The following is a 12113-nucleotide window of genomic DNA, read 5'->3' as shown; positions in this document are numbered from 1 at the left end:
GGGCTCTGCCCCCCTCTGGCTGCGCCAGAGTCCCCCGAAGTATTTTTTGAATAATGAAAGGGGTGAAGGCCGGCTTAGGGGCCCGGGTGATACCACCATGCCCAGATGCCGCCCATCGCGACATAGGTCAGCTGATGCAGCGCCTGATCGAAGCCGTTGGCGCGCCAGAATCCGGCCTGGCCGGGGTCGTAGGCCTTGCGGTCCGAGTAGCGCGCCTTGCCCCAGTCGATGTTGAAATGCACGATCCATTCCACGGCGACGAGGCAGAGCGTGAACAGACCGTCCGCGCCCACCAGCAGCAGCGCAAGCGCGGATCCCAGCGCGTGCACGCCCGCATGTTGGGCTCGGCCCATGTGCCAGTATTCGCCGCGACCTGACAACATGCGCGGGGTCTGCAGGAAGTAATCCGCAAACATGTGCTTGATCTGCAGCAGCGCGATCAGGAACAGGGTCGTCGTTACGGTTGCCGGCAAATCCGCCTCCGGGTGCAGCATTGCAGGAGCAAGCTTAGGGGGGGAAGCCTCGGGCGATCAAGCCCGCGTTTTTCACCCGCTTTGCGTGTGTGCTCACGGGAGGGTTCGCGCCGATGCAAAAGCAATTGCCAGCAGCGGGGCGGGGTTGCTAGGTTTGCCCGGGCCAGAGGCCCTGCGACGTGACCGGGTGAACCAAATAGAACCGACGCTTTTCAAATTCATCTGGAAATATTCGCGCCGCGATCAGCTGATTCTGCTGGTTGTGACCTCGTGCCTGTTTCCGTTGCTGTACCTGACGCTGGAGCTGCCCAAGCGCATCATCAACGACGCGATCGGTGCCCAATCCGAGCGGATCGACGTGTTGGGGTTCGAGCTGAGCCAGGTCAGTTTCCTTGCGTTGCTGTGCGCCGCCTTCCTGGCGGCCGTGCTGGCGCATGGGTTGGTCAAGATGCGGATCAACACTATGAAGGGGGTGCTGGCCGAGCGGATGTTGCGGCGCTTTCGCTATCAGTTGATTGCGCGCATCTTCCGGTTTCCGCAGCCCTATTTCGAACGGGTCAGCCAGGGCGAGCTGGTGTCGATGATTACCGCTGAGAGCGAGCCGATGGGCGGCTTGATGGGCGATGCGATCAGCCAGCCCGTGTTGCAGGCAGGGCAAATGCTGACCATTCTTGGCTTTCTGTTCCTGCAGAGTTTCTGGTTCGGCGTGGCGGCCTGTGCGCTGATACCGCTGCAGGCCTGGCTGATCCCCAAGCTCCAGCGCCAGATCAACCTGCTGAACAAGAAGCGCGTGGCCGAGGTGCGGGTGCTCGCCGCCGACATTGGCGAAAGCGCGGCGGGGATCACGGCGTTGAGGGCCAATGGCGGCTGGCGCTATCGGCAGGCGATGATCTCGGCCCAGCTGGGGCGGCTGTTCGCGATCCGCTTCGAGATTTACCAGAAGAAATTCTTCATGAAGTTTCTCAACAACTTCATCTCGCAGCTGACGCCTTTCTTCTTTTTCTCGATCGGCGGCTACCTGGTTTTGCAGGGCGCCGTTTCGCTGGGCGCGCTTGTGGCGGCGCTGGCGGCCTACAAGGATCTGTCGAGCCCGTGGAAAGAGCTGCTGGCCTATTACAACCAGACGCAGGACATGGCGATCCGTTGGGAGATCGTGACCGAACGCTTCGCGCCTCAGGGCATGATGGAAGAAACGCGGTTCGATGCCCCGCCCGATCCTTTGCCGCGCCTGCAGGGCGATGTGGTGCTGGACGGGGTGACGGTGCGCGACGCCGATGGCAACGCGGTGCTGGAGGATCTGACGGCCACCCTACCCATGGGTAAGGTGATCGGTGTGACCGCCCCCAGCGGCGAAGACCGGCGCGCCCTGGCCGAAGTTCTGACGCGCGAGGTGCTGCCTGCCTCGGGGCGGTTGCGCATTGGCGAGACCGACATGGCGGGGGTGCATCAGGCGGTGGTGGCCGCGCGGATCGGCCATGCGAATTCGCGGCCGCACCTGTTTCAGGGCAGTTTCGGCGACAACGTGATGATGGCGATGAAGCGCCGCCCGTCAGCTGCGGGCAGCGATGCGGAGTTTGCCGAGGAATCGCTGCGCGCCGGCAACAGCGCCGATCCGCTGGATGTGGAGTGGCTTGATCCCGAGCTGTCGGGTTTTGCCGATACCGGCGAATTGCGAGCCTTCTGGGCCAGCCTGATCGAAGGCATGGGGCAGGGCAACGCGCTGATCCGGCGCGGGCTGGACCAGAAGTTCGATGCCGCCCGCTATCCCGAACTGTCGGAAGCGATCACCGGGCTGCGGGAGCGGGTGCGCTTTGCCGTCTCCGAGGCCGGGCTGGAGCGCTATGTGCATCGGCTGGACCCCGACAGCTATAATCCCGCGCTGCCGGTGGCGGAAAACCTGCTGTTTGCCTCGCCCCGGGCGCCGATCACCGCCGATCTGCTGGTGGCGCAGAGCGAGTTTCTGGCGCAGATGCGGGCGTTGAACCTTGATGTGACTCTGCTGGCGCTGACCCGCGACGTGATCGACATGCTGCGCCAGATCTTTGGAATGGATGGCACCGATCATCCGCTGTTCCGCGCGCTCGGGCTTGACGTCGACACCTATGAACACGCCGTCGCGCTGGTTGAACAGACGCGCGAAACGGGGGCGGCGGGACTGAGCGATGCGCAGCTGGGGCAGTTGCTGATCGTGCCGGCGCAAATCTCGGCCGACCAGATCGGCCCGGCTTTTCCCGAAGCGCTGAAACAGCGCATTCTAGACGTGCGGCACAGCCATTCGGCGGTGCTGACGGCGACGCTGGGTGATCTGTTCGTGCCGCTCTCGGACGACGCCATTGCGCCTGGGCTGACGGTTCTGGAGAATGCGCTTTTTGGGAAGATGTCGCAGGATGCAGGCGCCCGGGCCGACGACCTGCGCCGCCTTGTGGCGAACGCGCTGGCCGAAAGCGGCGCGAACGGGGCGGTGCTGCAGCTGATTTACGACCTGCCGATAGCGTTGTCGGGAGGCAGCCTGTCGTCGCTGTTTGCCGAGCCGCTGGCCCTGTCCCGTGCGGCGATCAAGCGGCCAGATGTGCTGATCCTTGAAACCCCGCTTGCCAGCTATCCGGCAGAAACACGGCGCGCCATGCATGACAGCCTGCGCAGGCTGCTGCCAGACACCACGCTGATTTATCTGGCCGACAGTGCCGATGCGATTCCGGAGGCGGATATGGAAATAGAAGTGCAGCAGGGCCGGATCGTGCGCGATGGGCTGGCAACAGACTCGGGCGACGATGGCGCTGCAACGGCTGACCTTGGGCGCAAGCTGCGGGCGCTGGAACAGACCGCGCTGTTTTCCACCCTCTCGCGCAAGCAGTTGCGGCTGCTGGCGTTTGGCGCACGCTGGTTCACCGCGCAGCAGGGCGAAACCGTGTTTTTGAAAGATGATGCGCCGACCGATGGCGCCTATCTGATCCTTGAGGGCGAGGCCGGGATGTACCTACCCAGCACCGAGGGCGAGGACACGCTTATCGTGCGCTCTGGGCCAGGCACGCTGGTGGGCGAGTTGGGGTTGATCCGCAACGAACCGCGCGCCCTGTCGATGGTGGCAGAAAGCGATCTGCGCTGCCTGCGGATCGGGGCCGAAGAATTCCTGGCCGTGGTCGAAAACGATGCCGCCACGGCATTCAAGCTGTTGCAGGTGGTGGCCGGATACGTGCGCAACTAGACGCTAGTGGCGGCGGATCGGGTCGATCGGAGTAGCGGGCAGGGCCAGCGCCTGTTCGATGAACAGCGCGCATTGCAGCAGCCGCGCCTCGGCCCGGGGGGCGCCGATCAGTTGCAGCGACACGGGCAGCCCGGCGGGCGTGAAGCCAACAGGCATCGCCAGCGCGGGCAGGTTGGCAACCACCGCCAGGAACGAGAACCGCAGCCAGGATTCGTAGGTGCCGACCGGCTCGCCATCCACCATTTCGGGATAATCCAGCTCGACCTTGGCGGGGGCCAGCCCGACGACCGGAATTGCCAGCACGTCGTGGTGGGTCAGGAAGCGGCGCATGGTGTCGTAGATCAGCGAACGGTGGTGGATCGCGTCATAGATCGCATCGCGCGTCAGGGCGCGCCCAAAGGCGACGTTGTCGCGCAGGCGGTCGCAGAACGTCGCCTGCACTTCGGGCGGCAGACGGTCAACCACGGCGCCATAGTGCATCCCACGCAAGCTCAGGTAGGTGTCGTTCAGCTGCGGCAGATCGGGGCAGGCGGTGTCCACAGTCGCCCCCGCGCGGGCGACCTGTTTCATCGCGGCGCGCAGCACGGTGCGGATTTCGCCTTCTACCGGGGCAAAGCCGTTCTGATCTTCGGAAAACGCGATGCAGGGGGCGGGGGCGTCCTGATCCACGGCCTGCGCAAAGGGCGTGGCAGGCGCGTCCAGCGACAGCGGCATCGCCGCGTCCCAGCCTGTCATCGTGTCAAGGAACAGCGCAATGTCGCGCACGTCGCGCGCCATCGGGCCTTGCACCGCTTCGGGCAGAAATGCGCCCAGCGCCGGGCTGCCCCCGGCGCGGCCCGGAGAGGGGCGCAGGCCAAGCACGCCGCAATGGGCCGCGGGGGTGCGCAGGCTGCCCATCAGATCGGACCCCTGCGACAGCCACACCTCGCCCGTTGCCAGCGACACCGCCGCCCCGCCCGAGGACCCGCCCGCGTTCATCCGAGTGTCCCAGGGGTTGCGGGTGGCGCCGAAGACCTCGTTTTTGGAATTGCCGCCCGCGCCGAATTCGGGCGTGTTCGTCTTGCCCATCACCAACGCGCCGCGGCTCTCCAGGCGGGCGACAAAGGCATCGCTGACCTCGGGGGTGAAATCGCGCATCGCCGTGTTGCCGAAGGTGGTTTTGACCCCGCCGACATTGTTCAGATCCTTGATCCCCACCGGCAGGCCAGCCAGCCACCCGGCCAGCGCGGCGTTCTGCGCAGCATGGGTCGGCAGATCGGCCGCCTGTTTCAACGCGCGTTCGGTGCAGCGTGTCACCACGGCGTTTACATCGGGTTCAACCTGTTCGATCCGCTGCGCCGAGGCGGCGACCAGATCGACCGGGTCAAGGTGGCCAGAGCGCAGTTCGGCCACGATCTCGCGCGCGGGGCGGGCACAGAGGTCGGGGCCGGAAAACGTGGTCTCGGGGCGCATCAGTGTGCTCCTTGGATGGGGCGAACCCGTCTCATGTGCCAGTGGGCGCGCCGCCCTGAAAGGCGTTGCCGTTGGCGTAATCGCAGGGCGCTTCCTGCATTTCCAGATGCAGGTGGTCGCCGGTGAAGGGATGGGCGCGAGCGAGTTCCTCGTCGATCTCGATGCCAAGTCCGGGGGCGTCGGACAGCGCGACAAATCCCTGATCCACGCGGATGCTGCCCTTGATCAGCGCGTCATGGAACGGCGTTTCGATCGTTTCGGCCATCAACAGGTTCGGGATCGATGCCGCCAGATGCAGGTTTGCCGCCCATTCCACCGGCCCGGCGTAGAGGTGCGGCGCCATCTGGGCGTTGTAGACCTCGGCCATGGCGGCGACCTTCTTCATCTCCCATATGCCGCCCGCGCGGCCCAGTGCGGGTTGCAGGATGCTGGCGGCGCCGGCGCGCAGCAGGGGGGCGAATTCGGCCTTGGTGGTGAGCCGCTCTCCGGTGGCGATGGGGATGCCGACGGCCTGCGCGACGCGGGCCATTTCCCCCACGTTGTCCGGCGGAATCGGTTCTTCGAACCACAGCGGCTGATAGGGTTCCAGCGCGCGGCCCAACCGGATCGCCCCGGCGGTCGAAAACTGCCCGTGCGTGCCGAACAACAGGTCTGCCTGGTCGCCCACCGCCTCGCGCACCGCGCGGCAGAAGGCCACCGACAAGGTGATGTCCTGCATCGCAGGCATGTGCCCGCCGCGCAGCGTATAGGGGCCGGCCGGGTCGAATTTCACCGCCGTATAGCCCTGTTGCACCATCTGCGCGGCACAGTCGGCGGCCATCTCGGGCGAGGTCCAGAAGGCCGAGATATCGTCGCCCTCCTGCGGGTACAGATAGGTATAGGCCCGGACGCGCGGGTTCATCATGCCGCCGAGCAGCGCATAGACCGGGCGGTTGCGCGCCTTGCCCAGAATATCCCAGCAGGCGATTTCCAGCCCCGAAAACGCGCCCATCACCGTGGGGTCGGGGCGCTGGGTAAAGCCGCTGGAATAGGCACGGCGGAACATCATCTCGATATTCTCGGGGTTTTCGCCTTGCATGTGGCGGGCGAAGACATCGGTGATCACGGCCCGCATCGTCTCGGGGCCGACGGTGGCGGCATAACATTCGCCCCAGCCGGTGATGCCATCGTCGGTCGTCAGCTTGACCAGTATCCAGTACCGCCCGCCCCAGCCCGGCGCGGGCGGGGCGGTGACGATGACATCAAGATCGCGCAGTTTCATCGGGGGCCTTTCGGGCTAGCGGTCGAACAGGATCACGTTGCGCCGCGCCGCGCCGCTGGCGGTATTGGCGATGGCCTCGTTGATCTGATCCAGCGACCAACGGCCGGAAATCAGCTCGTCCAGTTTCAGGCGGCCCTGTTTGTACAGGTCGATCATCCACGGAATGTCGCGTTTGATCACGACATTTCCCATTTTCGAGCCGATGAACCCCTGGCCCTGATCGGCCATGCCCAAGGGCGAATAGCGCGAGGTCTGATCGGCGTGGGGCATGCCCACCATCACGACGTTGCCGCTGGGCGCGAGGTAGCGCGGCGCCTGATCGTAGACCTGCGCGACCCCCACGGTGACCAGCACCGCATCGGCGCCCCGGCCCAGCATCTGCTTGACGGTGCGCCAAGGCTTCGGGTCATTGGCCTCGACCACGTCGGTGGCGCCGAATTCGCGCGCGATGTCGAGCTTTTCGGGCAGCATATCCACCGCCACGATGCGGCGCGCCCCGGCGATGCGCGCGCCCTGGATCGCATTCAGACCGACGCCGCCCGCGCCGATCACCACCACGTCCTGCCCCACGCGCAGTCCGGCGGCGTTGACCGCAGCCCCCACGCCGGTGATGACACCGCAGGAAATCAGCGCGGCGACCTCCTTCTTCACGTCCTCGGGGATCACCACGACCTGGCTTTGGTCCACGACGACCTTTTCGGCGAAGGCGCCACAGGCCATCGCCTGCAGCATCTTTTCGCCGCCCATTGTGGACAGCGGCCCGGCGGTGCCGTCGATCGGCGTTTCACAGGTGGTTAGCCGGGCCGAGTGGCACGAGGGGCATTCGCCACAGGCGCGGATCAGCGTGACGCAGACATGATCGCCCACCGACAGGCCGGTGACGCCCTCGCCCAGGGCGGTGATGCGGCCAGCCGCCTCGTGCCCGTAAACGGCAGGCAGGTGGCCGCCGAATCCGCCCTGCCAGAACGACACGTCGGAATGGCAGATCGCCACCGCGTCCAGTTCCACCTCGACCCCGCCCTGGCCCGGCGCAGCAAGCTGGACATCCTCGATCACAAGCGGTTCGTTGAAGGCATGGCACACGGCCGCCCTTATGGTCTGCATGCTGGCTCTCCCTGTTTGCCCTGGTCAGGTTAGCGGGTGGAAAGCGTGGCGCAAGGGTGAAACGTAATTCCGCAATGCGGAACACCTCCTAGGCCGGATGCGCCGCCAGCCAATCTCGGGCCGCGCGGGCAAAGCCGGTGGCATCTCCGGGGGCATGGCCCATCTGAGCGCTGTCGTCGAAGATTGCCGCCGCATCAAGGGTCGGGTGATCGCGTTCGACCAGCGCGCGCAATTGGGTGCCGGTGTCAATCGCTTCGGCGCAAAGCTTTTTCACGGCAGCCTGAGCCTCTGGCCGGGGCAGGGTTTCGGCCAGCGCGAAACTGAGCGCCTCGGCGTGGATCATGCCAAGACCCCGGGTCAGGGTTGCCGCGATCGCCTGCGCCTGTGGGGCAAGGCCGTCGAGCATCGCGCGCCCGCTTCGGGCAGAGGTGGCGGCGCCCAGCACGATTTGCGGCAGGCACAGCCATTCGGTGAACCACGCAGCGCCGTCGCGCTGGTGGCGCGGCATCCCGGCCCCGTGCAGCGCGGCCATCAGCGCCGCGCCCTGACGCCCCAGCGCAATCAGCACCGAGGGTGCGACCGGGTTCTGTTTCTGCGGCATGGTCGACGACCCGCCCGCACCGCCAAGCGCGACTTCGCCGATGCCCGACATGGCGAGTTCGGTGCAATCTTCGCCCAGTTTCGCGAAGGCCAGCGAGACGCGCAGAAACCAGTCGGCCAGTCGCAGCACCGGCGTGCGGTCGGCGTGCCAGCTGCGGGCCGGGTCGCCCAGATCAAGCCCGGCAGCCAGTGCGGCGCGAGTCTCGGCCGCCCTGTCGCCCAAGGCCGCCCCGGTGCCTGCCGCGCCCGAGAGCGAGACCAGCAAACAGTCGCGCCGCAGGGTCGGCAATTCGTCCAGCAGCGCCAGAAGAGGCGCGCCCCATCCGGCGGCCACGCTGCCAAAGCTGGTAACGGTGGCGTGCTGACCATAGGTGCGCGCGGCCATCGGCTGGCCTGCGTGACGTTCGGCCATGTCGGCCAGCGCGGTGACAGCGGCGCGCAGGTCGCCCTCGACCCGGGTCAGCGCCTGCCGCAGCCGCAGCATCAGCGCGGTGTCGGAAATGTCCTGACTGGTCGCGCCCCAATGCACGAATTGCGCGTGTTCCGGCGCGTTCATCTCGCTTCGGAAGGCGGCGACCAGCGCGGGTACGGCGACGCCATTGGTGCCCGTGGCCTTGGCCAGCGCGCCCGGGTCGATCACGATCTCCACGGCGGCGCGGCCGATGGCGGCAGCGGCGGTTTCCGGGATCACCCCCAGCGCGCCCTGCGCCTTGGCCAGCGCACCTTCGACCAGCAACATGGCGCGGACCTCGGCGGTGTCGGTGAACAGCCGCCCCGCGTCGCCCGCATCGAAAAGCCGCCCGTAGAGGGCGCTGTCAAACGCCGACCCGGCCATCAGAGACGGCCCGCGATGGTGTCGAGAATCTGCGCCAGCCCCGCTGGATCCGACAAGAACGGCGAATGCGAGGTGTTCATCTGGAACACGCGATCCTCGGGCCAGTCCTGCACCATCTCGGCCTGGTATTCGGGCGGGATCGTGCGGTCTTCGGCGCAACGGATATAGAACCGTTCCACGCTGGCGTAACGGTCGCTGATCTCAATCGGGGTGGTCTGCGGCAGGATCGCCTGCGGCCCCAGTTGCGACACGGCCCATTCGACCACCTCGGATGCGCAATCGTGATAGAACAGATCGGGCGCCTGTTCCGGGTCGATGGTGATGGAACAGCCATCGGCATCGCGTACCACGGCGGGCAGGATCGGCTGCCGTTCGGCGCGTTTGCGCATGTCGACAAGGCTTAACCCGTCGCGCGGCACATAGGCGCAAAGGTAGACCAGCGCGCGCATGGCACTCGGGTCGACCTCTGCCGCCGCGCTGATCGGGTAGCCGCCCCAGGAATGGCCGACGATGATGGTGTCGGGCGTGGTGGCCGCCAGCACCGCCGCACCGCAGCCCGGCAGGGTGCAATCGCCAACGGGCGTGTCATCTTCGCCGTGGCCGGGCAGGTCGATGGCCTGCGCTTGGTGCCCAAGGGCCTCCAATGCGGGAATCGCATCGCGCCAGCACCACGCCCCGTGGCACGACCCATGCACCAGCAGAAACCGCGCCATCAGAGATCGAGAAACACGGTTTCGCCTTCGCCCTGAAGCCGGATGTCAAAGCGATAGGTGCCATTGCCGGTGTCGCGCGCGATCAGCGTGCCGCGCCGGTTCTGATGTTCCAGCCGGTTCAGCAGCGGGTCGGCCGAATGATCGTCGCCTTCGAAATACATCCGCGTCTGCAAGCCGATGTTGATGCCACGCGCCACGATCCACAGCGAGATATGCGGTGCCTGTTTGCCGGTGGCGCCGGGTTTCACGGTGTTCAGCACGAATTCCCCGGTCTCGAGGTCGGACGGCATCCGGCACCAGCCCTGAGCACCGGGGCCGAAAGTACCATCGGCACCCGCCTGCCAGGTTTCGATCAGCACGTCGCGCAGCGCGGTGCCGGTACCGTCATAGACGGTTCCGGTCACGGTGATCCGCTCGCCCGGGGCATCGTCGGGGAAGGGCGCAAGGCCCAGATCCTGATCGTAGATGCCTTCGATCCCGACGAAATTCGGGGTGCAGCCGATGTGAACATAGGGCCCGGCAGTTTGCGAGGGGCTTTCTTCCAGATAATCAAGCGGTTGGACCATGGTTACATCCCCTCGGGCTTGTTTTCGAACATGGTCTGGCGCTGACCGCGCAGCACGATGTCGAACTTGTAGGCAAGGCAATCCAGCGGCAGCGCGCGTGTCATGTCGAGCGGGGCGACAAGGCGATCCACCACCGATTTGTCGGGAATGGTGTTCACAATCGGGCAGCGCGCGATCAGAGGGTCACCCTCGAAATACATCTGGGTGATCAGCCGCTGGCCAAAGCTGTGACCAAAGACGGAAAAGTGGATGTGCATCGGGCGCCAGTCGTTCGGGCCGTTGGGCCACGGGTAGGCGCCGGGGCGGATCGTCAGGAATTCGTAGCTGCCGTCTTCGCCTGTGATGGTGCGACCGCAGCCGCCGAAATTCGGGTCCAGCGGGGCAAGATAGCTGTCTTTCTTGTGGCGATAGCGTCCGCCCGCGTTGGCCTGCCAGATCTCCAGCAGCGCGCCGGGCACCGGGCGGCGGTATTCGTCAAGCACGCGGCCATGCACGATGATGCGTTCGCCAATGGCGGGCTGGCCGGTGAAGTTCAGGATCAGGTTGTTGTCGCGTTCGCCCAGCACCTCGTGGCCGAACATCGGGCCGGTCTGTTCGCTGGCAGTGGCGACACCGGAAATCAGCGCCTTGGACGGGCTGCGCGGGACGCTGGATTTGTACCCCGGGGCATAGGCTGGCGGGTGCGCGTTGCGGTTGCGCGGCAGCAGGCTCATTGCTCGCTCTCCATTTCCTTGTAGGTGGCTTTGGCCAGTTTCAACGCGTGGTTCGCCTTGGGCACGCCCGCGTAAATGGCGACATGCTGGAAAGCTTCCATCACGTCGGTTTTGGTGGCGCCGGTGCGCGCGGTGGCGCGAATGTGCATCGGGATTTCGTCGAAATTCCCGGTGGCCGCAAGCAATGCCAGCGTCAGCATCGACCGTTCGCGCCGGGTGATCGCATCGGAGGACCAGACTGTGCCCCATGCGCCTTCGGTGATCAGCGACTGGAACGGCATGTCCAGATCGGTCTTGGCGGCTTCGGCCCGGTCCACATGGGCATCGCCCAGAACCTCGCGCCGGGTTTTCATGCCGCGATCATAGGTGTCAGACATGGCCGATCTCTTTCAAAAAGGTTGTCAGGGTCTGCGCGTATTCAACCGGGTTCTCGACGCAGGGCAGGTGCCCGGCCCCGCGGATCAGGTGGAACCGCGAGCCGGGGATCAGGTTGACGGTTTCGCGCACCAGATCGGGCGGCGTTGATCCGTCCTGATCGCCCGCGATGCCAAGGGCAGGCAGGCGCAAGCCGCTGGTGGGGGTATAGAAATCGGTGCCCGCGATGGCGGCGGAACAGCCGGTATAGCCCTCGACCGGCTGGCGCACCAGCATCGCGCGCCACAGCGCCATCTCGGGCGTGGCGCGGAAGGCCTTGCCGAACCAGCGCTCCATCACGCCATCGGCCAGCGGTTCGATCCCGCCCGACTGGATCGCGGCGTTGCGTTCGTTCCACATTTCGGGGGTGCCGATCTTGGCCGCCGTGTTCGACAGAACCAGACCGCGCACGATATCCAGACGTTTCACCGCAAGGCCCTGCGCGATCATGCCGCCGATCGACAGACCGACCATCACGCAATCGCGGAGGTTCAGGTGATCGCACAGACGTTCGACATCGGTCACCAGCGCGCCCATCGAATAGGGCCCCGGCGGCATCGACGACAGCCCATGGCCGCGCTTGTCGTAGCGGATGAATTTCAGCCCCTTCGGCATCAGCGCAAGCGTGCTGTCCCACAGCCGCAGATCGGTGCCCAGCGAATTGGCGAACAGGACCGGCGCGCCATCCGGGTCACCATCGACCCGGTAGTGCAGGGATACCCCGTCCAGATTGGCTATGTGCATGAAAGCCCCCCATATTTCCGGGCCACATTATGT

11 protein-coding genes are annotated in these 12113 nt (G+C 65.9%); 1 reads left to right on the top strand and 10 read right to left on the bottom strand.

What is annotated here, in order from left to right; genetic code table 11:
- Positions 1–74: 74 nt before the first annotated feature.
- On the bottom strand, positions 75–473 hold the full coding sequence (locus FGK64_RS05830; protein WP_138862815.1) for a DUF3307 domain-containing protein: 399 nt from the start codon (positions 471–473) through the stop codon (positions 75–77).
- A gap of 187 nt (positions 474–660) precedes the next feature.
- On the opposite strand from FGK64_RS05830, the gene FGK64_RS05825 reads away from it, so the two are divergent.
- Entirely contained in the window at positions 661–3678 is a 3018-nt protein-coding gene (locus tag FGK64_RS05825; protein ID WP_246057681.1) for an ABC transporter transmembrane domain-containing protein, read from the top strand.
- Between the two features lie 3 nt (positions 3679–3681).
- On the opposite strand, the gene FGK64_RS05820 is transcribed toward FGK64_RS05825, so the two are convergent.
- The 9 genes from FGK64_RS05820 to pcaD form a co-directional block, all read right to left on the bottom strand.
- A complete protein-coding gene (locus FGK64_RS05820; RefSeq protein ID WP_138862814.1) occupies positions 3682–5130 on the bottom strand; it encodes an amidase in 1449 nt (482 codons plus the stop codon).
- A gap of 31 nt (positions 5131–5161) precedes the next feature.
- A complete protein-coding gene (locus FGK64_RS05815; RefSeq protein WP_138862813.1) occupies positions 5162–6391 on the bottom strand; it encodes a mandelate racemase/muconate lactonizing enzyme family protein in 1230 nt (409 codons plus the stop codon).
- 15 nt (positions 6392–6406) lie between these two features.
- The gene (locus tag FGK64_RS05810; RefSeq protein WP_138862812.1) at positions 6407–7495 is read right to left on the bottom strand and encodes a zinc-binding dehydrogenase; all 1089 of its coding nucleotides are present in this window, start codon (positions 7493–7495) and stop codon (positions 6407–6409) included.
- Positions 7496–7583: 88 nt separating this feature from the next.
- Positions 7584–8930, bottom strand: a complete 1347-nt coding sequence (locus FGK64_RS05805; protein ID WP_138862811.1) for a lyase family protein — start codon at positions 8928–8930, stop codon at positions 7584–7586.
- On the bottom strand, positions 8930–9643 hold the full coding sequence (locus FGK64_RS05800; RefSeq protein ID WP_138862810.1) for an alpha/beta fold hydrolase: 714 nt from the start codon (positions 9641–9643) through the stop codon (positions 8930–8932). The genes FGK64_RS05805 and FGK64_RS05800 overlap by 1 nt, the downstream gene beginning before the upstream one ends.
- Positions 9643–10209 carry a protocatechuate 3,4-dioxygenase subunit alpha gene (gene pcaG, locus FGK64_RS05795; RefSeq protein ID WP_138862809.1) on the bottom strand — a complete coding sequence of 189 codons (567 nt, stop codon included), beginning with the start codon at positions 10207–10209 and terminating at the stop codon, positions 9643–9645. Before pcaG ends, FGK64_RS05800 begins: the two co-directional genes overlap by 1 nt.
- A 2-nt stretch (positions 10210–10211) precedes the next feature.
- Positions 10212–10922 (bottom strand): protocatechuate 3,4-dioxygenase subunit beta, encoded by a 711-nt coding sequence (pcaH, locus tag FGK64_RS05790; protein ID WP_138862808.1) that lies wholly within the window; start codon positions 10920–10922, stop codon positions 10212–10214.
- Entirely contained in the window at positions 10919–11299 is a 381-nt protein-coding gene (gene pcaC / locus FGK64_RS05785) for a 4-carboxymuconolactone decarboxylase (RefSeq protein ID WP_138862807.1), read from the bottom strand. Before pcaC ends, pcaH begins: the two co-directional genes overlap by 4 nt.
- On the bottom strand, positions 11292–12080 hold the full coding sequence (gene pcaD / locus FGK64_RS05780; protein WP_138862806.1) for a 3-oxoadipate enol-lactonase: 789 nt from the start codon (positions 12078–12080) through the stop codon (positions 11292–11294). The genes pcaC and pcaD overlap by 8 nt, the downstream gene beginning before the upstream one ends.
- Positions 12081–12113 lie beyond the last annotated feature (33 nt).

It is taken from the genome of Arenibacterium halophilum, from assembly GCF_005938225.1.
Taxonomy (GTDB): domain Bacteria; phylum Pseudomonadota; class Alphaproteobacteria; order Rhodobacterales; family Rhodobacteraceae; genus Arenibacterium; species Arenibacterium halophilum.
Note: the sequence above shows the minus strand (reverse complement) of the source record. Positions and strands in the feature narration are given on the sequence as shown.